Below are 24229 nucleotides of genomic sequence, written 5' to 3' on the forward strand. Positions count from 1 at the left end.
TTTTTCTGAGGGCGATTCACGTTTTCGGCTCGCTCGGCTGAGCGAACCTCAAACGATCGCGCTTAAATTGCCGCCTCCAGCGCGGCGGAAGCTTCCAGCCAGGCGTGTTCTGCCGTATTCGTCTCGCGCTTGATGGCGGCGATGCGCTGGTTGATGTAGGCGAGGTCTTTGGCCTTGCCGGCGGCGTACATGCCAGGGTCGGCGAGCTTTTTTTCCAGCAGGTCCTTCTCCGCGGTGAGCTTGGCGAGGCGCAGTTCGGCATCCTTGACCGCCTGGCGCAGCGGCGCGGTTTTGCCGCGGGCTTCGGCGCGTTCCTTCTTGCCCTCAGCGCGGACGTTCTTGCGTGAATTGTCACGCGAGCCGCCGCCGTTGCTCGTGCTGCCTTCGGTGACGCTGGCGGCATACGCGGCGAGGTCGCCCTCGAGCGCCGTGACTTTGCCGTTTGCCACCAGCAGCAGCCGGTCTGCCACGAGGTCCACGAGGTAGGGGTCATGCGAGATCAGCACCACCGCGCCCTCGAAATCTGCCAAAGCGCGCACCAGGGCGTCGCGGGCGTCAATGTCGAGATGGTTGGTCGGCTCATCGAGGATGAGCAGATGCGGGGCATCGCGGGTGGCGAGCGCCAGCAGCAGGCGGGCCTTCTCGCCGCCGGACATGGCGCCGACCTTGGTGTTCACGCGGTCGGCATCGAGCCCGAAGCGGGCGGCCTGGGCGCGCACCTGCGGCGGGGTGGCCTTGGGCAAAGCGCGCGAGAGATGCTCGTAGGGGGTCTCGGTCATTACCAGGTCTTCCTCCTGGTGCTGGGCAAAATAGCCGACGCGCAGGTTGCCGGTGCGGAACTGGCGGCCGCGCAGGGGCTCCAGCCGCCCGGCCAGGAGCTTGGCCATGGTGGATTTGCCGTTGCCGTTGGTGCCGAGCAGGGCGATGCGGTCTTCCATGTCAATGCGCAGAGAGACGCCTGTGAGTACCGGCTTGGTGTCGTAGCCGATGTCCACATTGTCGAGGCTGAGCATCGGCGGCGCCAGCTTGTTGGGCTCGGGGAAGGAGAAGCGGGTGACGCGATCTTCCACCACTGATTCAATTTGCGGCATGCGCTCCAGCGCCTTGATGCGGCTTTGCGCCTGCCGGGCCTTGGTGGCGGAGGCGCGGAAACGGTCGACGAATTTCTGCATATGGGCGCGCTGCTCTGCGGCCTTTTCGGCGGCGCGGCCGAGTTGCAGGGCTTTTTCGGTTTTGATGCGCACGAATTCGGCAAAGCCGCCGGGGGTTACGGTGAGCTTGCCGCCGTCCAGATGGGCGATGGCTTCCACAGCGCGGTCCAGCAACTGGCGATCATGGCTGACGAGGAGCACCGCGCCGGGGAATTTGGCGAGGTATTGCTCCAGCCAGAGAGTGGCTTCCAGGTCCAGATGGTTGGTCGGCTCGTCGAGGAGCAAGAGGTCTGGGTTGGAGAACAGCACCGCGGCCAGGGCGACGCGCATGCGCCAGCCGCCGGAGAAGCTGCTCATGGGGCGGCTTTGCCATTCGGTGGAGAAGCCGAGGCCGGAGAGGATGGCGGCGGCGCGGGCGGGGGCGGCGTCAGCCTCGATGGTCAGCAAACGGTCATGAATTTCGGCGATGCGGTGGGGGTCGACCTCGTGGTGGGCGGCTTCGTCCAGCAGCGCGGTGCGCTCGGTATCAGCTTTGAGCACCACCTCCAGGGGGGTTACATCGCCACTGGGGGCCTCCTGGGCGACATAGCCCAGGCGCACGCGCTGGCCAAAGCGGATGTTGCCGCCATCAGGATGCAGCTCACCCGCGATCAGCTTCAGCAGGGTGGATTTGCCGGCGCCGTTGCGGCCGATGAGGCCGATGCGGCGGCCGGGGTCGACCATGAGGCTCGTGCGATCCAGCAGGGTGCGCCCGGCGATGCTGTAGGACAGATTCTCTAGACTTAAAACGCTCATGCCCCCCTCTACAGCGCGGCAAGGGGGTTGCCCACCCCGCCCGGCCCCGCTATTGCCCGGCCACACCTAATTAAAGGCAGATAGTATCATGGCAATCGAACGCACCCTCTCCATTATCAAACCCGACGCGACCCGCCGCAATTTGACCGGCAAGATCAATGACAAGTTCGAGACCGCCGGGCTCTCCATCATTGCCACCCGCCGCCTGCAGCTCACCAAGGCCCAGGCCGAGGCGTTTTATGCCGTGCATTCACACCGTCCGTTCTTTGGCGAGCTGGTCAGCTTCATGATCTCCGGCCCGGTGGTGGCGCAGGTGCTCGAAGGCGAGAACGCGATTATGCAGAACCGCGACATCATGGGCGCGACCGACCCAAAAAAGGCTGACCCCGGCACCATCCGCGCCGATTTCGCGGAGTCGATCGAAGCCAACTCCGTGCATGGCTCCGACAGCCCGGAAGCCGCCGCGCAGGAGATCAGCTTCTTCTTCGCCGGGATCGACATCACCGCCTGAGCATATTTCCCGGCGCCAGCTTGGCTGCTGGACATCATTAAGCGGCATCTGGTCTCCGGGTGCCGCTTTTTTGTTGTCAATTGATTTTGTTGCGGTTTAGTGATGTTGTGATCGTTCAATTGCCCCTTGCCGGGTGGCTCATGTAGGATTTTTGTGGCGGAATCAGTTATTATTTGGTTAAACGAAGTTGTTTCCGATGCGGCTGGGCGCATTCCAATCCTGGTGGTGGATGGATTGATCATAACGAAATGATCTGGATCAATTTATTTACGGTGGATTGCGTTAATACTCAGTTAAATGTGGGATGAGGCGGGGTCATTATGGCAAAAACAATTTCAGGGACGATACTCACAACTTATACGCTGAGCTCCTCGCAGCCGGATGTCGTTATCTCCGGCACCGTCAACGCCTACGGCTCGGTTGGTTCCTACACCATCAACACCGGCTACGGCGCGACTTTGCAGAGCTTTTCCGCCGCCGTGTTCGGCCCCTCCACCGCGAATTTCACCATCACCAATACCGGGCTGATAGAGAGCCACGGAACGAATGCTTCCAACCCCTTTAATGGCGGGATTTTGCTGGGTGCTTCGGGCACCGTGCTTAATTCGGGGACGATTGAGAGCGCGAGCGGCATTGCCGCCTTCGGCACCGGGTCGTCTTATATTGAAAACAGCAAGCTGATTGACGGCTCGATCGGCGTCGGCGTGGTGCTGTTCAGCGGTAGCGGGACGGTGGTTAATTCCGGCACCGTCTATGGCGCAAAATATGGCGCGGTGGCGTTGTTTGGCGGCGGCGTGGTCTCCAATACCAGCACCGGGCTGTTGAGCAGCGGCCTGGCAAAGGGCGATCAATATGCGCTGAGCGGGCAGAAAAATTCGCACCCCGTCACGGTGCAGAATGCCGGGACCATCATTGGTTATGCTGGTGGCATAGAACTCGGCAGCGGCGGGCTTGTCAGCAATTCGGGCGATATTCGCGCCGTTGGCACCAATGGCGCGGGAACCGGCAATAACTACACGAATTTTTACGGCGGGGTGCGGATCAACGATGGCGGCACCGTCCTCAATAGCGGCACCATTTCCGGGCAGAACGGCGTTTATCTGCATTATTACAACCAAGCCACCCACAGCAACACGCCGCCGCCCGGCCTCGTAGGCTATGTAAAAAATAGCGGTCTGATTGAGGCCAGCACCACGGCGGGGTTGCAGCTCACCGTGAGCAGCAACGGCACCACCAGCACCTACGGCCTGTTTGGCACCGGCATCGCCATGGAAGTGCCCGGCACGGTGGTGAATACCGGGACGATCAACGCCAGCAATGTTGGCGTTGTCATTCAGGCACAGGGAACGAATGCCGAGACGATCACCCTTGTGAACAGCGGGAATATCACCGGCGCGCGCTATGCGGGGGTGCAGGAGCAGAACGGCACCGCGATCATTTACAACACGGGCATTATTCAGCAGACGGGTACCGCCGGCGGAACGGCCAGCGCCTATGCCGGCATTTACCTGCAACAGTCCGGCCAGGTGTTCAACAGCGCGGGCGGCGTTATTTCCGGCCGCTCGGCTATCCGCATGAATGGCGGTGGTTATGTGGAAAACGCCGGAAGCATCGCTGCGAACCATGGCGTGGGCGTCTATTTCGCGACCAGTGGCACAGCGGTTAATTCCGGTACCATAACGGGCGTGCATGATGGGGTGGTTGCCGGGATTAGCGGATCTGGTTCGGGCTATGTCACCAATTCCGGATTGATCACGGCCGGGAATACGGTTTTTGTCAGAGGTGGCAAGACATTCGCCGAGGTTGGCGTGCTTTTGTGGAGCGGCGGCACGCTGACCAACGAGACCGGCGGGACGATCAGCGCCGGTGCGGGCGTTTATCTCTATGGTTCGGATACGGTCACGAACCAGATCGGCGGCACCATCGCGGGCATCGCGATTGGGGTGGATGGGGCAGCCCGTTTCGGCGTTTCCACAACCATTGACAACGCCGGGCTGATCGAGGCCACAGGCTCGGCGTTCTCAATTAACGGGACAATCTACCCCGCCACCGGCATGGTGCTCGCCGGTAGCGGAATCATCGACAACACGGCGAGCGGAACGATCGCGGGTGCAGGCGGCGTGGGGATTCTGGGCGCCTACGGCACGCTCATCAACGCCGGGCTGATTGAAGGCAGCTCGGGCACGGCGGTTTTGTTCTCTGGTGCCAATGACCGGCTGATCCTCGATGCCGGCGCGCGGTTTGCGGGTGCAATCCATGATAACGGGACTTACGGCGCGCTGGAGCTGGCCTCGGGCAGCTCCGCCGGATCGTTCGACATGGGCGGCACCGTCAGCGGTTTTAACAGCATCACCTTTGATAATGGCGCCGCCTGGACGCTGGAAGGCAATTACGCGGAGCTTGGTAATCCAAATGGCGTGGCGATCAATGGTTTTGCCGCTGGTGATACGCTCGTCCTCGATGGTTTCACCGCCACCTCCGATACATTCACTGCCGGGGTGCTGACACTCTCGAACGGGACTTCCACCGAGACGTTGTATCTGCCGAGCGTGCCCCCCGCCACCGCCTTTAGCATCACGGATGTGACCGCGGGCACCCAGATTACCGAGGTGACCTGCTACGTGCGCGGCACGCGTATCGCCACCGTGCGCGGCGAGGTGGCGGTGGAGGATCTGCTAATCGGTGATGCGCTGCCGACCATGCACGCCGGAATACAGAAGATTAAATGGATCGGCATGCGTGGCTACGCCGCTCCCTTCGCCAACCATGCGAAGGTGTTGCCCATTTGCGTACGGGCCGGAGCGCTGGGTGAGGGGGTGCCCTCGCGCGATCTGTTTGTGTCACCGGGGCATGCCATCTGCATCGACGGGGTGCTGGTGCATGCCGCGCGGCTGGTCAATGGCGTGAGCATCATCCAGATGCCGCGCGTGGATGAGGTAATATATTACCACATCGAACTGGAAAACCACGAGGTCATCTTCGCGGAGAACTGCCCGGCGGAGAGTTTCATGGGCGAATATTTCCGGCCGCAGTTCCATAACGCGGCGAGCTTCAAGGCGCTGTATCCGCAGGGCTGCGCCCCGGAGCATATTTGCCTGCCAAGGCTGGACGGCGGTTTCCAGCTTGACGCCATCTGGCGCCGGATTGCGGCGCGGGCGGGGATAAACGAGCCGGCGGCCGAGGGGGCGTTGCGCGGTTATGTGGATATCGCCGGGCCGGTGCTTTGCGCGGGCTGGGCGCAGGATGCCGCGGCGCCGGAAACGCCGGTTTGCCTGGATATTCTTTGCCAGGGCCGGCGCATTGGCCGGGTATTGGCCAATTCTTACCGCGAGGATCTGCGTGACGCTGGTTTTGGCAGCGGCTCCCACGGGTTCGAATTCACCTTGCCGGAGGGGGTGACGCTGCCGGTGGAGGTGCGCCGCAGCACCGATGGCACCCAGCTCGTGCAGACGGATGCGGCCGCCGCCCGCGCGGCGTAAGCCGTTACGGCCGCTTCGGCTTGTTGACCTGCCGGGCGCGGCCCAGGGCCAGGGTGTTGGGGGCGACATCCCCGGTCAAGGTGGAGCCAGCGGCGACCAGCGCGCCATCGCCCACGGTGATGGGGGCGACCAGCGAGGTATTGGAGCCGATGAATACTTTCGCCCCGATTTTGGTTTTGTGCTTGGCCTTACCATCATAATTGCAGGTGATGGTGCCAGCGCCGATGTTGGTGCCGGGGCCGATTTCGGCATCGCCGATATAGGTGAGATGGTTGGCCTTGGCGCCCGCGCCCAGCGTTGCGGCTTTGATTTCGACGAAGTTGCCGACATGCGCGCCAGGGCCGATGTCGGCGCCGGGGCGCAGGCGCGCGTAAGGGCCGATGAGCGCGCCGCTATGCACCACGCAGCCCTCCAGATGTGAGAACGCCTTGATCTCGGCGCCGGGTTCCACGGTGACGCCGGGGCCGAAGACCACGTACGGCCCCACGATGACATCGGCACCGAGCAGGGTATCGGCGGAAAAAAACACGGTTTCGGGGGCGAGCATAGAGACGCCGGATTCCAGCGCCGCTTCGCGCAGCCGGGTTTGCAGGGCGGCCTCGGCGGCGGCGAGTTCGGCGCGGGAGTTGATGCCCATGCATTCGGCGTAAGGCGCCTCGAAGGCGGCGACCTTGACGCCTTCGGCCTGGGCGATGGCGGCGATGTCGGTGAGGTAGTATTCGCCCTTGGCGTTTTCGGCTTTCACGGCAGCCAGCCAGCGGCGCATGTCAGTGGCTTTGCCGGCCAGCCCGCCGGCGTTGCACAGGGTGAGGCGGCGCTCTTCGGGTGTGGCGTCGGCATATTCGACAATGCGGGAGACGTAGCCATCGCGCATGACCAGGCGGCCGTATTTGCCGGGATCGGGCGGGGTCATGGCCAGGAGGACTAGCCCGGCGTCATCCGCCTGGGCGCGGGCGAGCAGGGCCTGCATGGTGGCGGGCGAGACCAAGGGGTTGTCGGCATAGAAGACCGCGACCAGACCCTCGCCGAACTGGTCCTCCGCCTGCCTGGCGGCGTGCGCGGTACCCAGGCGCTCGGCCTGGACCACCACGCCATGCGGCGCGGCCAGAGCTTCCAGCGCCGGCATATCTGGCCCCACCACGACCACGACGCGGGTGAACACCGATTCCGCCGCCATAGTGAGGTGGCGCAGCATTTCGCGCCCGGCGAGCTTGTGCGCGGCTTTTGGCAGGCTGGATTTCATGCGCGTGCCAAGCCCGGCGGCGATGATGATGGCGGTGTTTTCCATGGCGGTTATGCTTGTTTGATGTCGATGAGGCTTTTACGGATTTTGCGGCTGCGGTTGATTTTATCTTCGATATAATCAGCGTCGCCCCAGCGGACGGCGCGCGCCATCGCCTGCGCGTCCTCGGAGAAGCGGGAGAACATTTCCAGCAGCGCATCCTTGTTGTTGAGGAAGATGTCGCGCCACATCACGGGGTCGGAGGCGGCGATGCGGGTGAAGTCGCGAAAGCCGGAGGCGGCGAATTGCAGCACCTCGCCACGGGTCTCGTCGGCCAGATCGTCCGCCGTGCCGCAGATGGTGAAGGCGATGAGGTGCGGCAGATGGCTGACGATGGCAATTACGCGGTCATGATGGGCGGCGTCCATGCGGGCGGTTTGCGCGCCGAGGATTTTCCACATGGTTTCGATTTTGACGATTGCGGCTTCGGCGGTGCCGGCGGGCGGGGTGAGCAGCGACCAGCGGCCCTTGAAGAGATCCGCCAGCCCGGCATCAGGGCCGGAGAACTCCGTACCAGCGATCGGGTGGGCGGGGACGAAGACGGCGTTGGCGGGGACCAGCGGTTCGACATCGCGCAGGACCGACTGCTTGGTCGAGCCGACATCGGAGAGCACGCAGCCCGGCGCCAGATGCGGCGCGATGGTTTGTGCGAGGGCGGCATAGGTGCCGACCGGGGTGCAGAGGATCACGCCATTGGCTCCGGCGACGGCCTTTGCGGCGCTGGCTTCGTAGGCGTCACCCAGGCCGAGCGCGGCGGCGCGGGCCAGGGCGGCGGGGTTGGAATCGCAGATGACGAGCGTGCCGGCGATGCCGCCGAAGGCTTTGGCGCCGCGCGCGATGGAACTGCCGATGAGCCCGATGCCGATGATGACCAAGCGCTTGAAGAGGGGTTCAACCATGGACAAAGGCGTTCAGCGTGGCGGCGACCAGGTTGCACTCATCATCGGTGCCGATGGTGATGCGCAGGCAGGACGGCAGGCCGTAGGATTTGACGTTACGCACGATAAGCCCGCGTGCGCGCAGGAACTGGTCAGCCGCGGCGGCACGCGCCGGGCTGCCAAAATCCACCAGGGTGAAGTTGGCTTCCGAGGGGTGGATTTCTAGGCCAAGCTGCGCGAGGCGCGCTTCCAGCCGGGTGCGGGCCTGGGTGTTGTGCGCGCGCCCGGCCTCCAGCCAGCCGGGTTCGGCCAGGGCGGCGATGCCGGCGGCGGCGGCGGTGACGCTGACGTTGAAAGGGGCGCGCATGCGGTTCAGCACGTCAATAACCGGCAGGGGGGCATAGGCCCAGCCGAGCCGTGCGCCGCCGAGGCCGAAGATTTTGGAGAAGGTGCGGGTCATCACCGTGTTTTCACCCGCGTCCACCAGGGCGATGCCGGGGTCGTAATCGGGGCGGTCCACATATTCGCTGTAGGCGGCGTCGATCACCAGCAGCACGTCCTCGGGCAGCCCGGCACGCAGGCGCAACATTTCAGATTGCGGCAGCAGCGTGCCGGTCGGGTTGTTGGGGTTGGCGAGGAAGAGCATTTTGGTTTGCGGGGTCACCAGCGCCAGCATGGCGCCGACATCGGTGGTCAGGTTCTGTTCCGCCGCCTTCAAAACCGTGCACCCGGCCAGCTTGCCGGCGATCTCGTAGATCGAGAAGCCGTGCACGCTCATGATCAGTTCCGTGCCGGGGCCGCCGTAGGCCTGGATCAGCAGGCTGAGCAGTTCGTCCGAGCCGTTGCCGCAGACGATTTTCGCGGGATCGAGGCCGAATTTTTCACCGATGGCGGCGCGCAGTTTCGCGGAGCTGCCGTCCGGGTAGCGGTGCAATTTTTCCCCCGTGGCGGCAAGGGCGGCCAGCGCGCTGGGCGGCGGGCCGAAGGCGCCCTCGTTGGAGGAGAGCTTGATGGGTTTCTCAAAGCCCGGCAGCACGGATTCGCCACCGACATAGGAGGCGACGGAAAACACCTCCGGGCGCGGTTGCGGGGCGCTCATGGTGTGTCGCCCAGTGGCACGGCGAAGGCGCCGATGACGACGGGCGGCGCGTTCAGCCCAGCAATGGCGCTAAGGCGGGGGTCGGTGTCCTCGATGAAGTCCTCGACCTCCACCAGGGCGAGGATCGAGGTGCCTCCGGGGATGCGTTTGACCCAGATCTGGCTTGGGGTGAAGCCGCTGCCCTTGAGGAGCGAGGCGACGCGTGCGCGCGAGGTGCTGGCGCTGAGCTCCAGCACGAGCAGGCTGCGGTCCTGGCCGGAGGGGTCGGGCCTGACGGCAGCGACGACGAATGCCTCGCCTAGCGGCAGACCTTCGGCGCGTTTGGTCCAGAAGGGGATTTTCGCGATGACGAAGAGGCGGTGCGGCGCGCTGGCGGTGAGCATCTGCCACCAGCCTCCCTGCCCGTCGTCATCCTCGGCCGGTGGCGGCAGGATGGCGAGCTGCGCCGCGTCCCGGGCCAGATCAGCCAGGGTTTGCGCCGGGTTGTGGTGGCGGCGCACCGGGGTGAGGGGGCCGAAATGTTCGCGCGCCAGGGCGAGGCGCTCGGCCCCTCCCTCGCCGTCGCAAACGGCCATGGTCTGCCCGCCTTCGATGATGAGGGCGGCGCCGAAAATCTCCCGCCAGATGCGCACGATCGCCTGGGCGGGCCACGCGCCTTGGTGACAGGCCAGAAGGCGGCGTAGAATCGCGGCCTCGCGCCCGGGGCGGATTTTGGTGCCGGTCTTGCCGCCGTCACGCGCGACGCTCTCAACCACCGCGGCGCGCGCCATCAGCAGGGCGTGAATCTGATCGTCGATGGTGTCGAGCTGGGCGCGCAGCTGCGCCAGCGCATTGGGAGGGGAGGAGAAATCGTTCATCGTCTGGTTGATACCCTAATTGTCTTGCCGCCGCCAAGCGGGCCGAGGCGGGGATTGCACCATGCGGCCCGGCAGCGCATATCCGGTGACGAAAAATGGACCAGACGACCACCCGATCCGAGACCCAGCACCAGAGCGTGACCTTTGCCGAAGGTTTGATGCTTGATTGCGGCCGCCATCTGGGCAGCCTGACCATTGCGTACCGGACTTATGGCAAGCTGAACGCGGCCAAGAGCAATGCGATTCTTATCTGTCACGCGCTCACGGGCGACCAATATGTGGCGGAGGCCAACCCAGAGACCGGCAAGCCCGGCTGGTGGGAGCAGGTGGTGGGGCCCGGCCGCCCGGTGGATACGGAAAAATTCTTCGTCATCTGCACCAATGTGCTGGGCGGCTGCATGGGCACCACCGGGCCACGCAGCCGGCATGACGAGCATGCCGGGCAGCCCTGGGGCACTGATTTTCCGCCGGTGACGATTAACGACATGGTGCGCGCGCAGAAGCGCTTTATCGACCATCTGGAGATCGGCCGGTTGTTCGCCGTGGTGGGCGGCTCCATGGGCGGCATGCAGGTGCTGGCCTGGGCGGCGCTGTATCCGGGGCAGGTGTTCGCCGCCGTGCCGGTGGCGGCGGCGGCGTATCATTCGGCGCAGAACATCGCCTTTCATGAGATCGGCCGGCAGGCGATTGCCGCGGACCCGGATTTTTGGGGCGGGCGCTACTGGGAACATGGGGTAACGCCCGCGCGCGGCCTGGCGGTGGCGCGGATGACGGCGCACATAACCTATGTCTCCGAGGCGGCGCTGACGCGCAAGTTCGGCCGCAAACTGCAGGATACGGCGCGGATTTCGGCGCTGGGCGACCGTTTCGAGGTGGAGAGCTACCTGCAATACCAAGGCTCCAGCTTCGTGCGGCGGTTCGATGCGAATTCATATCTGACGATTACGCGCGCGATGGATTTGTTCGATCTCTCGGCGGATTACGGCGGGGTGCTGCCCTCGGCCTTCGCGGGGACGAAAACGCGGTTTCTGCTGGTTTCTTTTGATTCCGACTGGCTGTTTCCCACCGAGCAGTCACGCGCGATCGCGCGGGCGCTCAACCATGTGGCGGCGAACGTTTCGTTCGTGGAGATAAAATCCGACAAGGGGCATGATGCGTTCTTGCTTGACGAGCCGGATTTCCATCGCACGCTGCGCGGGTTTCTGGCGGGCTGCGCCGAGCATGCGGGGTTGAGTTGAGCGGTTCGAAAAAAATGCGTGTTGATCTGGCGCTGATCGCGGGGATGGTGGCGCCCAAGACGCGGGTTCTGGATATCGGCTGTTCCGACGGCGCGCTGATTGACCATTTGTTCCGCAACCTGGGCTGCGATGCGCGGGGGCTGGAGATCGACATGGCGACGGTGACCCTGGCGGTGGCGCACGGGCTGCCGGTGATGCAGGGCGATGCCGATAGCGACCTTGCCAGCTATCCTGACGGGGCGTTTGATTATGTGGTGCTCTCGCGCACCTTGCAGGCGGTGGAGAAGCCGCGTGAGGTGTTGCGCCAGATGTTGCGGATCGGCACGCATGCGATCGTGAGTTTTCCGAATTTTGGCCATTGGACGTTGCGGTTGCAGATGCTGTTCACCGGGCGGATGCCGATGACCAAGAACTGGAGCCGGATGTGGTACGAGACGCCCAACATCCACCCCTGCACGATCCGCGATTTCTTCGACCTCTGCGCGGCGGATGGGTATATCGTGGAGGAATGGCTGGCAGCCGACGAGGAGGGCGCGCGCGCACCCTGGCGGCGCTGGCCGGCGCTGGCGAATTTGTTTGGTGAACAGGGGCTGTTTTTGTTACGCAAGGTCAAAAACGGGCGCTGAAGCAGGCTGGCTCCGTGTAGAGGCATGAGATGGCTGGCACGCCGAACCCGTATTATGATCCGTACTGGGAGCAAAAATACCGGAAGCTTGCCGCGCGTACTGAAAAATGGCGGGTTGTTTGCGCACAAATCGCCGCGCGAGACGGTTTTGGCGCGCCGCGGCATCTGCGGGCGCTGGCACAACGCGAGCAGGCGAAGGCGCTGGAGGATGCGGCGCGGCGGGGCCGGTTTGCGACCGTAGCGGATTACGCCACATGGCGATTTGCCGCTGTGCCGCCGGCGCGCGAGGGGGGCGTGGCGCTGCCGGATTTTGAGGCTTTCCCGAGCATCGAGGCGGTGGACGCGGCGTTTTGGCGTGTTCTCCACCAGGAGGCGCAGAACCCGCTGGTTGATGCGATGTCGCTGCCGGTGCGCCAGCCCGCCGGGCTGGCCGCGTTTGCGCCACCGCGCGATGTGCTCTCCTCCTGGCGGCGGTTCTTCCCAGCCGAGCTAAGCCGCTATCCGGCGGCCACGGGGGCGGAGCCGGTGGACTGCCTGGTGAGTTTTCATCAGCTGGGGGGTGAGTTTCATATCTGCATCGCGCATCGCTGGGGCAGGCTCTCGCCGCACGCGCATGACCAGTTCCGCAATGTCGCGACGTTGCTGGCCCGCCAGACGATGGAGGTGCTGCACCCGGGCGTGGGAATGATTTTTACGGAGGGCAGGCATGCTGCGCCGCAATACCGGGAGTTGCTCCGGCAGGCGAACGCGGCGGCGGCGCGGTTCCGGTTTTACCGGCATTTGCTGCCGCGGCGGGACCTGAGGGAGCAGTTCTGCCGGGTGGACATGGGCTGGGACGGCGCGCGCTTCATTGATCCGGATTTTGAGGTGGCGCTGTATGAGGCGTTGCCGGAGGCGCTGCGCACGGCGCCGGAGAAAGCCGCCGCCGGCGGGCTGCAACTGCCGCCAGGCACGGGCGCGTAGCGTGGCCTTGGTGGTTTTTCCGGGCTAAGAGGAGACATGAGAACGATGATCGCCGCCTGCATGTGCCGGTTTTCTGTATGAGCGGGCGGATCGATCCCCGTTTGATGGCCGAGGGGCGGCGCACGCGGGGCGCGCTGTATGCCAGCATCGGCCTGGGCGTGGCGGCGGCGCTGCTGGTGATCGCGCAGGCGGTGTTGCTGGCGCGGGTGATTAGTGGCGTGGCGTTCCGGCACCAGACGCTGGCCCTGGTGGCGCCGTTGCTGTGGGGGCTGGCGGGGTTGTTTGTGCTGCGCGCGGGGCTTGCCTATGCGAGCGAGGTGAGCGCCTTCAGGGCTGCCGGGGCGATCAAGACATATCTGCGCCAGGAGTTGCTGGGCCATATCCTGCGGCGCGGCCCGGTGGCGGCGGCGGGTGAGAACAGCGCCGATCTGGCCGGTACGATGATCGAGGGTGTGGAGGCGCTGGAGCCCTATTTTTCACGCTATGTGCCGCAGATGGCGCTGGTGGTGGCGGTGCCGCTGGCGATTCTGGCGCTGGTGTTTCCGGTGGACTGGATCAGTGGTTTGATCCTGCTGGTCACCGGGCCGCTGATCCCGGTGTTCATGGTGTTCATCGGCTACCGGGCGGAGGCGATCAACCAGCGGCAATGGCAGAAATTGCTGCTGATGAGTTCGCATTTTCTGGACATGCTGCAAGGCATTACGACGCTGAAGCTGTTTGGCCGGGCGCGCGATGAGATAGAGATCGTGGCGCGGATTTCCGATGATTACCGCAAGACGACGATGGCGGGGGTGCGGATTGCGTTCCTCACCTCGGCGGCGCTGGAGTTTTTCGCCAGCCTGGCGATTGCCCTGGTGGCGGTGATTTTTGGCGTGCGGTTGCTGCACGGGCGGATTGATTTCTATCCGGCGTTTCTCGTGCTGTTGCTGGCGCCGGAATATTTTGTGCCGTTGCGCGGGCTCTCCACGCATTACCACGCCCGCATGAGCGCGCTTGCGGCGGCGCGGCGGATTTTTGAGGTGCTGGACGCGCCCGTGCCCGCGCCAGCGGTGGCGCCGCTGGCGCCGTTGCCGGTAGGTGTTGCGATTTCATGCGAAAATCTTGAATTTTCCTATGAGGCCGGGGAGAAGGTGCTCGACGGGCTGAGCTGCGTGTTTCCGGCGGGGCGGATGACCGCGGTGGTAGGGCCGAGCGGGGCAGGCAAAACCACGCTGGCGCGCATGCTGCTGGGGTTCATTCAGCCGCAAGGGGGGCATGTGCGCATTAATGGCGCGGCGGAGCTGGGCACGGTGGCGGTGGAGGGCTGGTGGGAGAATTTGGCCTGGGTGCCGCAAAATCCACGGTTGTTTCATGGCAGTATCGCCGCCAATTTGCGCCTGGGGCGGCCGGATGCTGATTCGGCTGCGCTGCGCGACGCCGCGCGCAAGGCCCGGGCGCTGGAATTCATAGAGGCGTTGCCGCAGGGGTTTGAGACTGTGATCGGTGATCTGGGGCAGGGGCTTTCTGGCGGGCAAATACAGCGTATCGCGCTGGCGCGGGCGTTCTTGAAAGATCCAAAACTGTTGATCCTGGATGAGGCCACGGCGAATCTCGACCTGGAGAGCGAGGCGCTGGTGATGGATGCGATTATGGATCTCGCGGTGGGACGCACGGTGATCATGATCGCGCATCGGCTGGCCATGGCCGAGCGCGCGGACAGTGTGGTTGTGTTGCAGGCCGGGCGGGTGGCCGAGTGTGGCACGCCGGCGCAGCTGCGGGCGAGCGGCGGGCTATATGCCGCGATGCGCAATGCGGGGCGCGAAGGGGTGGAGGAAATCTCATGCGCGATCTGATCCGCTTGCTGCGGTTGTTTGATGGCTACCGGGGCTGGATGCTGGGCGGCGTTGCGCTGGCCTGCCTCACCGTGCTGGCGAATTTTGGCCTGATGGCGCTCTCCGGCTGGTTTTTGGCCGCTGCCGCGCTCGCTGGGCTGGCGGGTTTTGCCGCGCAGAATGCATTCAATTTTTTCAGCCCGGCCGCGGGGGTGCGGTTTTTCGCGACCGTGCGCGTGGCCTCGCGCTATGTGGAGCGGCTGGTGACGCATGACGCGACCTTCCGCCTGCTCGCGCAGCTGCGCGTGTGGTTCTACACCAGACTAGAGCCGCTGGCCCCGGCGGTGTTGCAGGGCTACCGGGCGAGCGATTTGCTCTCGCGCATTGTCGCGGATATCGACACGCTGAACATGTTCTACCTGCGGGTATTTGTGCCGTTTGCCGTGGCCTGCGGGGCTGGGCTGGCGATGGTGGCGTTCTTTGGCGTGTTCTCCTGGCCCGCGGCGCTGGCGCTGCTGGCGGGGCTGGCGCTCACCGGCGGCGCGTTGCCGTGGCTGACGCAAAAGCGGGGCGCGGCCGCCGGCGGTGAAATGACGTGGCTGAACGCGGATTTGCGCGCGGAAATGGTCGATGCCGTGCAGGGTATGGGCGAGCTGCTGAGCTATAATGCCGCCCCTGCCTTGCAGGGCCGCGTGGCGGGGCTGAATGCGCGGTTGATCGGGCGGCAGGCGGAAATGGCGCGCATTACCGGGCTGGGCAGCGCGGCCGCCGGGCTGCTGACGAATTTCACACTCTTGCTAGTGGTGGTTGCGGTGATTCCGGCGGTGAGCGCCGGGCGGCTTGCGGCGCCGCAACTGCCGATGCTGGCTTTGGGCACCATGGCGGCGTTCGAGGCGGTGGCTCCCTTGCCGGTGGCGTTCCAATTTCTCGGCCAGATCCGCGCGGCGGCGGCGCGGATTTTTCAAATCGCGGATCAAAAGCCCATGATCGTCCCGCCCGCGCATCCTTCGCCCCGGCCGGAGGGGTTTGATCTCGACCTGCGCGGGGTTTGCCTGCGTTATGCCGGGGATGCGCCATGGGCGCTGAATGGGTTGGACCTGCATATAAGTCAGGGGTGTCATGTCGCGATCATGGGCGCCACCGGCGCGGGCAAGACCAGCCTGATCAACCTGCTGCTGCGCTTTCATGAGTATCAGGCGGGGAGCGCGAAATTTGGCGGGGTGGAGCTGCGGGACTTCCACGCGGAGGATCTGGCGGGGTATTTCAGCGTGGTCTCCCAGCGCAGCTATTTGTTCCACACCACGATCCGCGACAATCTGTTGATCGCCAAGGGCGAGGCGGCGGAGGATGAGCTGTGGCACGCGCTGGAAGTGGCGCAACTGGCCGGTTTTGTGCGGGGGTTGCCGCTGGGGCTGGATACCATCGTGGGCGAGGCGGGGGTTCGGCTTTCCGGCGGGCAGGCGCGCCGCGTGGCGATTGCGCGGGCGGTGCTGAAGGACACGCCCTGGCTGATTCTCGACGAGCCGACCGAAGGGCTCGACACCCTGACCGAGCAGGCCTTGCTGCGCGATCTGCGGCCGGTGATGGCGGGGAAAACGGTGCTGTATATCACCCATCGCCGGGCCGGGCTGGCGGTTATGGATGCGGTTTATACACTTGCAGGCGGTAAAGTTTTTTGAGGCAGGCCGATTAGCGGTATATAAATTTGTATTATTCTGCACAAAACGTGACGAGGCGATTAAAAGAGTAGAATTATACTGCAATTAGCTGGATTACGAGGATTTTATTATCTGAACAGACTTTGATATAGATCAACTCACTCGAAACAGGCCCCGGGTATTGTACGCCGGTATGTTCATCATAACTGAAACACAGCACCAATCGTAGCAGGAGCATTTGTAATGCCGCTCATAGACCCAACTGTTGTAGACCTCTCTCGTCTACAATTTGCCTTGACTGCTCTTTATCATTTTCTCTTCGTGCCTTTGACCCTCGGCATGACCATGCTCCTTGCCGCGATGGAGACCACCTACGTCATCACCAGTAAGCAGGTTTATAAGGACATGACCCAGTTCTGGGGCAAGTTGTTTGGCATCAATTTTGCCATCGGCGTCGCTACCGGCCTGACCATGGAATTTGAATTCGGCACCAACTGGTCGATGTTTTCGCATTTCGTTGGCGACGTGTTCGGCACGCCGCTGGCCATTGAGGGGCTGATGGCCTTTTTCATGGAGTCGACCTTCATCGGGCTGATGTTCTTTGGCTGGGACCGGCTGAGCAAGCCGGCGCATCTGGCCATAACCTATCTGGTGGCGCTTGCCTCCAATCTTTCGGCATTATGGATTCTCATCGCGAACGGCTTCATGCAGGACCCGGAAGGGGCCAGCTTCAATCCGGATACGATGCGCATGCAGTTCAACAGCTTTGTGCAGCTTGTGTTCAGCCCGGATGCGCAGGCGAAATTCGTGCATACCTCGATTGCCGGTTTTGTTACCGGGGCGATGTTCGTCATGGGCGTCAGCGCCTATTTCCTGCTCACCAACCGGCACAAGGAATTCGCGGCGCGCTCCATTCGCATGGCCGCGGTGTTCGGGCTGATCTCGACGTTGGCCGTGGTGACACTGGGCGACGCGCTCGGGCGGCTGGATGATTTGTTGCAGCCAACCAAAATCGCGGCGATTGAAGGTCTGTGGCACACCACGACCTCGCCCTCCGCGCCATGGCTGCTGGCGGCATTGCCAAATGATAAAACGCAGAGCAATTCGCTTGAAATCGGCATCCCCTATGTGCTGACCCCGCTCATTACGCATACGCTCGACAAGCCGATCCCGGGCCTGATTGATCTGGAATCCGCCGCGGGGCCGAAGATCCTCAACGGCATCAAGGCAATTAACGCGCTGCAGCAATACAGCACGACGCATGACGCGGCCTCGCTCGCCATGTTCAAGCAGTATGAAGACGACATGGGGTACGGCTTTCTGGCGCAGCAGAACGCGCCGAATCAGGATCTGAATGCGATTACCCCGGCTGAGATGCCGGCGGTGGTGCAGCAGACCGAGCTGGACACCGTTCCGAATGTGTTCGTTACGTTCTGGGCGTTCAGGATCATGATGTTCCTGGGCTTCTACTTCATCGCGCTGTTCGCGTTCATGGCCTATTTCAGCCTGAAGAACCAGCTGGAGAACAACAGGTTTCTGCTGAAGCTCTGCACGATCTCCATTCCGGCGCCTATTCTGGCTTGCGAATTCGGCTGGATCACGGCCGAGGCCGGGCGCCAGCCGTGGTCGGTGTATGGCTGGCTGCCGACGTTCCAGGCCGCCTCCAGCCATAGTGTTGGCTACATGGTCTTCTCGCTCATCGGCTTTACGCTGCTCTACAGCCTCTTCATCGCCGCGGAGCTTTATCTGATGTTCAAATACGCCCGCCTTGGCCCTCAATCCCATGACCATGCAGCCCCGGTTGCCGGCACGGGCGCATTGCCGATGTTCGCCAAACCCGGCTTTGCCGCCAAGTCCTGGGAATAGGAAGGAGACTGACAAATGGAAATCTATGTTGCTCTGAAAATTATCTGGGCCGTTCTCCTGGGGGTGCTGCTGACCGGCCTGGCCGTGATGGTGGGCATGGATATGGGGGTTGGCACGCTGCTGCGCTTTGTCGGCAAAAACGATGCCGAGCGCCGCACCGCGCTCAATATCATCGGCCCGCATTGGGATGGGAATCAGGTTTGGTTCATCCTGGGCGGCGGCGCCATTTTCGCCGCCTTCCCCACGTTGTACGCCACCTCGTTCTCGGTGTTCTATGTGGTGATGATTCTGCTGCTGTTCAGCATGATCATGCGCCCCGTGGCATTTGAATACCGCTCCAAGGTGGATGCCAAATCCTGGCGCGCCACATGGGACTGGGCCTTCCTGATCTCCGGCGCCCTGCCCATGATCATCTACGGCGCGGCTTTTGGTAATGTGCTCGAAGGTGTTGGTTTTCATTATGGCTGGACCGGCCAGTACTATCAGGACGAATCCTTCCTCAGCTACCTGCTCAACCCTTTCGCGGTGATGTGCGGTGTGATGTCGCTCTCCTTGAGCATCTACCAGGGCGGCACCTTTTTGATGTTGCGCGGTGTTGAGCCGATCTACAGCCGGGCGCGCCTGTTCGCGAGCTGCGGCGGCCTGCTGGCGGCGGTGATCTTCGCAGTGGGTGGGCTTTGGGTTTCGCATCTCAACGGGTATGTGTTCACCGGCGCGGTGAATCCCGGCATGGCGGCGACGCCGCTTGGCGGGCCGGCTGTTGCGGTGCACGCGGGTGCCTGGCTGAATAACTATAACAACCACCCCATCCTCTGGGTGGCGCCGGTGCTTGGGTTTGTTGGCATGCTGGTGGGCACGCTGGCGCTGCGCCTGCACCTTAAAGTGCTGGGCTGGTGGCTTGGCGCCGTCGCCTGGGCGGGCACCATCAGCACGGTCGGGATCGCGATGTTCCCCTTCCTCATGCCGTCTTCCACCAACCCGAGCCAGAGCCTAACAGTCTGGAATTCCACAGGCAGCGCCTATAACCTTGGCTGGATGTTGTTTTTTGCCGTGGTCTTCGTGCCGGTTATTCTGTCCTACACCTCATGGGCGTTTTATGTGATGCGCGGCAAGGTGAAGACTGAGACCATCGTCAACGATCCGCATAGCTATTAGGAGTTTTGAGATGAAAACCTTTGCAAAATTTCTGGGCCTGGCGGTGGTGCTGTTTGTCGCCATCGCGCTGGCTGTTCTCTGCGGCGACTATGGCCCCTGGTACTTCGCCTGGCTGGTTGGCACGACCATGATTATTCTCATCGCGGTGGCCAGCGGCGTTCTCTTTGACACCCAGCTCGAAACCCAGAAGAAAGGAAGCTGACCATGTTTGGCGATCTTGAAGGGCTGATCATTTTCATCCCGTTCCTCTATCTGGGATTATACGGCCTTGCCTATCTCTACACGCGGAAGAAATTTCCATAGGGTAGAGTTGATCCTTCCGCGTTGAAGGCAATGATTGACCGGTCGCTCCTCTCGGGGTGGCCGGTTTTTCTTTTGGCCTGTGTTCTGGTGTGCTTGCCTGCGCGTTCCCATCTACCCTGGATAATGTGGAGGTGGCGGGCATGGTTAACAGGCTGGGCGAGGCGTCATCGCCCTATTTGCGGCAGCATAAGGACAACCCGGTGCATTGGCACGTCTGGGGGGCTGAGGCGCTGGAAGAGGCGCGGGCGCGCAATGTGCCGATCCTGCTCTCCATCGGCTATGCCGCCTGCCACTGGTGCCATGTGATGGCGCATGAGAGCTTTGAGGATGAACGCGTCGCCGCCCTGATGAACGCGCATTACGTGAATATCAAGGTTGACCGCGAGGAGCGGCCGGATATTGACCAGATTTACATGAGCGCGCTGCACGCCATGGGTGAGCAGGGTGGCTGGCCGCTGACCATGGTGCTCACCCCGGCCGGGGAGCCATTCTGGGGCGGCACTTATTTTCCACCCGAGCCGCGTTTCGGGCGGCCGAGTTTCACCCAGGTGCTGGGCGCGCTGGCCAAAGTGTGGGAGACGGACCGCGCGCGCATCGGCGAGACCGTGGCGGCGATGGGCCGGGCGTTGGCGGCCAGCGTGGCGGCGCGTCCGGGCGCGCTTCCTGGCCCGCAAGTGCTGGATAATATGCGCGGGTGGTTTCTGCGCGGCATGGATTGGCGGCATGGCGGCAACGGTAGCGCGCCGAAATTCCCCAACACGCCGATTTTCAGGTTTTTGTGGCAGGAGGCTTTGCGCGCGGGGGATGCGCGGGCGGGGGAGGCGGTGACGCTGCTGTTGAACGCCATCTGCCAGGGTGGGATCTATGACCATGTAGGCGGCGGCTTCGCCCGCTATGCCACGGACCAAGCCTGGCTGATCCCGCATTTCGAGAAGATGCTCTACGATAACGCGCTGATATTGGATTTATTGTCGCTCGCTCACGCGCAAACCGGCGCGCAACTCTATGCGGCCCGCGCGCGTGAGACCGTGGCCTGGCTGCGGCGCGACATGCGCGAGGAGGGTGCGTTCGCCGCCTCCGAAGATGCCGACAGCGAGGGGGTGGAAGGCAAATTTTATGTGTGGGAGGCGGCGGAGATCAGCGCGGTTCTGGGCGCGCAGACAGAGTTTTTCGGCGCGCATTATCCGCTGCCCCCGCATGGCAACTGGGAGGAGCGGATCATCCTGGAGCGCAAGACCCCGCTGGGTGATGCCGCCATCGAGCTGGCGCTGGCCGCTTGCCGGGAGGCGCTGCTGGCGCGGCGGAGCGGGCGCATCCACCCCGGCCGGGATGATAAGATTTTGGCGGATTGGAACGCGCTTGCCATCGCGGCGCTGTCGCGGGCGCGCTTCGTGTTTGGCGAGCCGGGCTGGCTGGACGAGGCGGCGCGGGTGTTTGACTTTATTTTGGCGAAAATGGGCGGGCCGGATGGCCGCATCGCCCATGCCTACCGGGGCGGGATCATCTCCGCCGCCGGGCTGCTGGAGGATCAGGCGGCGATGCTGCGCGCCGCGCTGGCGCTGTATCAGGCCACCGGCGAGGCCGCGCGCCTTGCCCAGGGCTTGCGCATTCTGCGCGCGGCGGAGGAAAACTTTAGCGACGGGGCAGGGGCTTTCTACATGGCGGCGTATGACGCGGCGGATGTGCCCGGCCCGCGCGGGCGCAATGTCACCGATGGACCCACGCCCTCGGGCATCGGCCTGATGGCGGAGAATTACGCGATTTTGTTTCATCTCACGGGCGATGCAACATACCGCGCCAAGGCTGAGGCGGTGCTGGCGGCCTATGGCGGGCGGGTGGAGGCGTTGGCGGCCTCGCCAGTGCTGCTCGCGGCGCTGGATATATTGGAGAACGCCAGCTGCGTGGTGGTGACTGGCGGCGCCAGGGATCTGGCCCGCGCCGCCCTGGCCGCGGCCGACCCCGCCGTAGTGGTGTTGCAGGTTGCGGCGGATGCCGTGTTGCCGCCCGATCATCCGGCATACGGCAAAACTTCGGCAGCGCCTGCCGCCTTCGTATGCCGGGGTGGCACCTGCGCCCTGCCGGTGACAACCCCAGGCGCGCTGAAGGCATTGCTGCGTCCGTTCCCGAAAACAGGAGTATCTCATGAACCGGCGTAATTTTTTTCTCTCCGGCTCCTTCGCGGCATTGTTTGGCGGCTCCGCCGCGGCATTGTTTGGCGGCTCCGCCGCGGCATTGTTTGGCGGCTCCGCCGCGGGGGCCACGCAAACCTATGAGGTGACGCATAGCGACGCGGAATGGCGAAAATTGCTGTCCCCGGGGGCGTATGACGTGCTGCGCCAACAGGGCACCGAGGCGCCGTTTTCCAGCCCGCTGTTGAACGAGCATCGTGCGGGCATTTTTGACTGCGCCGGTTGCGCGCTGCCGCTGTTCTCCTCCAAAACCAAATATGACAGCGGCACCGGCTGGCCGAGCTTCTGGACGCCGCTGCCTGATGCCGTGCTTACCGCCCGTGACAATTCGCTCTTCATGGAGCGCACCGAGGTGCATTGCCGGCGCTGCGGCGGGCATCTGGGGCATGTGTTCACCGACGGGCCGCCGCCGACAGGCCTGCGCTACTGCATGAACGGCGTGGCGCTGCGCTTCACGCCCGCGGCGCGATGACGCTTTGGCGTGCAATGATTGCTGATTTGCGGTAACCTTGCGCGCGGAGAAGTCCTGTACACAGCGAGGGAAAAATGGCCGAAGAACCGAACCTGTCGATTGCTCTCGAAACCATCTGTTTCATCATCGCCAAGGCGCGGCAGTTTGACGCCAAGGACGAGGTGAGCGACCCGGACCCCGGTTCCAACGCCAGTGATGATGACATGCGCGCCGTGCTGGAGGATCATTCTGACGACCCGGTGCGCACGGAGCTTTCCAGCGTGATCTGGGCTTTGAACGAGGATGCGCAGATAGACCTGGTGGCGATGGCTTGGCTCGGCCGTGGCGATGGCGATATCAGCGATTGGAACGCGCTGCGGGGCGAGGCGGCGCGCGACCATAATGCGCGCACGGCGGATTATCTACTCGGCATTCCGCTGTTGGCCGATTATTTGGAGGAAGCGCTCGCGCAGTTTGGCCTGTCCTGCGCAAGCGTTGAGGATTAGCGCGCCTGCCGCGGCAGCATCCGGCGCAGAATATCGTCGCGCAGGAGGTAATGGTGGTAGAGCGCCGCCAGGGCGTGGCCAGCAACCAGGATCATGATCAGCCAGGCGTTGAGATCATGAATTTCATCGACAAAGCCGCCGGTTGCCTTGGAGAAGGTGCCAAAGGGCGAGGCGATGAGCAGGCCGAAGAAGCTCAACGCGTGATTATCGGTCCAGCGCGTGAAAAATCCCAGGGGAATTTCGGCGGCGATAAGCGTATACAGCGTATGGTGCATCGCCTTCGCGGCGCGGTCCATAAGCTCCGTTCCGGCGGCGGGTGCGCTGTGGAAGGGGGTCAGGCGCCATAAAATCCGCAGCGCGATAACCGCGGTGAGGATCACGCCGAAGGACATATGGCCGGTGATCATGATATGCCGCACGGCCTTGGGGAAAAACCCCCAGGTCTCGGCCGAGCCGAATTGCAGCACCACGAGCGCCGCGGTGGCCCAGTGCAGGATAATGGAGACGCCATCGTAACGGGCCGGGGCAGTTGCGTTATTCATGTGGGCGGGGTGCTCTGGTTCAGGCCACGGTGCCAAACAGCCGGCCGATGCCGGTTGTCGCCGCCATGGCCAGCGCGCCCCAGAAGAGCACGCGCAGGGCCGGCCTCAGCGGCGCGGCGCCCCCCGCCTTGGCGCCCACCGCGCCGAGCACGGCCAGGAAGAGCATGGCGCCGATGCCGATGGCGGGCATCACCAATGCCAGCGGTGAAACCACGGCGATGATCAGCGGCGCCGCCGCGCCCGCGGAGAATGTCAGCGCCGAGGCGAGCGCGGCTTCAATGGGGTTGGCGCCTGTTGTGTCTGAAATACCCAGCTCATCGCGGGCATGCGCGGCCAGTGCATCCTTGACCATGAGCTGGCGTGAGACTTCGCGCGCAAGCGCGGGCTCGACGCCGCGGTTGATGTAAATCTGCGTCAGCTCTTCGGCCTCGTGGGCAGGGGCAGTCACCAGCTCGTGCCGTTCCTTCGCCAGCGCGGCGTTCTCGGTGTCGCTCTGTGAACTTACCGAGACATATTCCCCGGCGGCCATCGCCATCGCGCCCGCGACCAGCCCGGCGACGCCTGCGACCAGCGCATCGTGCTGTGTTCCCCCAGCGGAGACCACGCCGAGGATAAGGCTGGCGGTTGAGATAATGCCATCATTGGCGCCCAGAACGGCGGCGCGCAGCCAGCCGGTCCGCTCAATCAGATGGTTTTCCGTGTGGATATGTACGATCATGTGCGTCAAATTCCTTTTCCGCCGTTGGTATAAGCTCTTGATTTTGCGCGCGGCCGCCCCACCAGCCCCGCGCGCATACCAGTCAGCCTTAAGGCTGACTGGTATAACATCGCCCAAGCCGCAGGCATATTCAGCCGGATCATCGCGCGAAA

20 protein-coding genes are annotated in these 24229 nt (G+C 63.6%); 13 read left to right on the top strand and 7 right to left on the bottom strand.

Annotation, left to right across the window (positions count from 1 at the left end):
- Window positions 1-62 precede the first annotated feature (62 nt).
- Window positions 63-1946, bottom strand: a complete 1884-nt coding sequence (locus tag PHE40_RS03675) for an ABC-F family ATP-binding cassette domain-containing protein (protein WP_299958151.1) — start codon at window positions 1944-1946, stop codon at window positions 63-65.
- A gap of 88 nt (window positions 1947-2034) precedes the next feature.
- On the opposite strand from PHE40_RS03675, the gene ndk reads away from it, so the two are divergent.
- Both ndk and PHE40_RS03685 read left to right on the top strand, forming a co-directional pair.
- Entirely contained in the window at window positions 2035-2457 is a 423-nt protein-coding gene (gene ndk / locus PHE40_RS03680; RefSeq protein WP_299958153.1) for a nucleoside-diphosphate kinase, read from the top strand.
- 320 nt (window positions 2458-2777) lie between these two features.
- Complete coding sequence (locus PHE40_RS03685) at window positions 2778-5936, top strand: Hint domain-containing protein (protein WP_299958155.1); 3159 nt, start codon at window positions 2778-2780, stop codon at window positions 5934-5936.
- Window positions 5937-5940: 4 nt separating this feature from the next.
- Here PHE40_RS03685 and glmU read toward each other — a convergent pair whose 3' ends face one another.
- The 4 genes from glmU to PHE40_RS03705 are packed head-to-tail and all read right to left on the bottom strand — an operon-like array spanning window position 5941 to window position 10052.
- Window positions 5941-7224, bottom strand: a complete 1284-nt coding sequence (gene glmU / locus PHE40_RS03690) for a bifunctional UDP-N-acetylglucosamine diphosphorylase/glucosamine-1-phosphate N-acetyltransferase GlmU (protein ID WP_299958156.1) — start codon at window positions 7222-7224, stop codon at window positions 5941-5943.
- Between the two features lie 5 nt (window positions 7225-7229).
- Window positions 7230-8117: a prephenate/arogenate dehydrogenase family protein gene (locus PHE40_RS03695; RefSeq protein WP_299958158.1), complete on the bottom strand. Its 888-nt coding sequence runs from the start codon at window positions 8115-8117 to the stop codon at window positions 7230-7232.
- A complete protein-coding gene (gene hisC, locus PHE40_RS03700) occupies window positions 8110-9195 on the bottom strand; it encodes a histidinol-phosphate transaminase (protein ID WP_299958161.1) in 1086 nt (361 codons plus the stop codon). Before hisC ends, PHE40_RS03695 begins: the two co-directional genes overlap by 8 nt.
- A complete protein-coding gene (locus PHE40_RS03705; protein ID WP_299958164.1) occupies window positions 9192-10052 on the bottom strand; it encodes a chorismate mutase in 861 nt (286 codons plus the stop codon). The genes hisC and PHE40_RS03705 overlap by 4 nt, the downstream gene beginning before the upstream one ends.
- Before the next feature lie 95 nt (window positions 10053-10147).
- Between PHE40_RS03705 and PHE40_RS03710 the strand changes: the two genes are divergently transcribed.
- The 11 genes from PHE40_RS03710 to PHE40_RS03760 all read left to right on the top strand — a co-directional run bounded on the left by PHE40_RS03710 (window position 10148) and on the right by PHE40_RS03760 (window position 22817).
- A complete protein-coding gene (locus PHE40_RS03710) occupies window positions 10148-11290 on the top strand; it encodes a homoserine O-acetyltransferase (RefSeq protein WP_299958167.1) in 1143 nt (380 codons plus the stop codon).
- Between the two features lie 14 nt (window positions 11291-11304).
- On the top strand, window positions 11305-11916 hold the full coding sequence (metW, locus tag PHE40_RS03715) for a methionine biosynthesis protein MetW (RefSeq protein WP_299958170.1): 612 nt from the start codon (window positions 11305-11307) through the stop codon (window positions 11914-11916).
- A 29-nt stretch (window positions 11917-11945) separates the two neighbouring features.
- A complete protein-coding gene (locus tag PHE40_RS03720) occupies window positions 11946-12878 on the top strand; it encodes a hypothetical protein (RefSeq protein WP_299958173.1) in 933 nt (310 codons plus the stop codon).
- 77 nt (window positions 12879-12955) lie between these two features.
- A complete protein-coding gene (gene cydD, locus PHE40_RS03725; protein WP_299958176.1) occupies window positions 12956-14710 on the top strand; it encodes a thiol reductant ABC exporter subunit CydD in 1755 nt (584 codons plus the stop codon).
- The gene (gene cydC / locus PHE40_RS03730) at window positions 14698-16368 is read left to right on the top strand and encodes a thiol reductant ABC exporter subunit CydC (protein ID WP_299958179.1); all 1671 of its coding nucleotides are present in this window, start codon (window positions 14698-14700) and stop codon (window positions 16366-16368) included. Before cydD ends, cydC begins: the two co-directional genes overlap by 13 nt.
- Window positions 16369-16590: 222 nt before the next feature.
- Window positions 16591-18213: a cytochrome ubiquinol oxidase subunit I gene (locus tag PHE40_RS03735; protein WP_299958182.1), complete on the top strand. Its 1623-nt coding sequence runs from the start codon at window positions 16591-16593 to the stop codon at window positions 18211-18213.
- A 15-nt stretch (window positions 18214-18228) separates the two neighbouring features.
- On the top strand, window positions 18229-19368 hold the full coding sequence (gene cydB, locus PHE40_RS03740) for a cytochrome d ubiquinol oxidase subunit II (RefSeq protein WP_299958185.1): 1140 nt from the start codon (window positions 18229-18231) through the stop codon (window positions 19366-19368).
- A 10-nt stretch (window positions 19369-19378) separates the two neighbouring features.
- Entirely contained in the window at window positions 19379-19570 is a 192-nt protein-coding gene (locus PHE40_RS03745; RefSeq protein WP_299958188.1) for a hypothetical protein, read from the top strand.
- Between the two features lie 241 nt (window positions 19571-19811).
- Window positions 19812-21827 carry a thioredoxin domain-containing protein gene (locus PHE40_RS03750; RefSeq protein ID WP_299958191.1) on the top strand — a complete coding sequence of 672 codons (2016 nt, stop codon included), beginning with the start codon at window positions 19812-19814 and terminating at the stop codon, window positions 21825-21827.
- Complete coding sequence (msrB, locus tag PHE40_RS03755; RefSeq protein WP_299958194.1) at window positions 21814-22332, top strand: peptide-methionine (R)-S-oxide reductase MsrB; 519 nt, start codon at window positions 21814-21816, stop codon at window positions 22330-22332. Before PHE40_RS03750 ends, msrB begins: the two co-directional genes overlap by 14 nt.
- A 74-nt stretch (window positions 22333-22406) precedes the next feature.
- Complete coding sequence (locus PHE40_RS03760) at window positions 22407-22817, top strand: DUF3775 domain-containing protein (RefSeq protein WP_299958197.1); 411 nt, start codon at window positions 22407-22409, stop codon at window positions 22815-22817.
- Here the strand turns inward: PHE40_RS03760 and PHE40_RS03765 are convergent.
- Together PHE40_RS03765 and PHE40_RS03770 are read right to left on the bottom strand one after the other, a co-directional pair.
- A complete protein-coding gene (locus PHE40_RS03765; RefSeq protein WP_299958200.1) occupies window positions 22814-23359 on the bottom strand; it encodes a cytochrome b in 546 nt (181 codons plus the stop codon). The genes PHE40_RS03760 and PHE40_RS03765 overlap by 4 nt on opposite strands.
- A 19-nt stretch (window positions 23360-23378) precedes the next feature.
- Window positions 23379-24077: a VIT family protein gene (locus tag PHE40_RS03770; RefSeq protein WP_299958203.1), complete on the bottom strand. Its 699-nt coding sequence runs from the start codon at window positions 24075-24077 to the stop codon at window positions 23379-23381.
- Window positions 24078-24229 lie beyond the last annotated feature (152 nt).

It is taken from the genome of Acidocella sp. (assembly GCF_028687955.1).
GTDB lineage: Bacteria > Pseudomonadota > Alphaproteobacteria > Acetobacterales > Acetobacteraceae > Acidocella.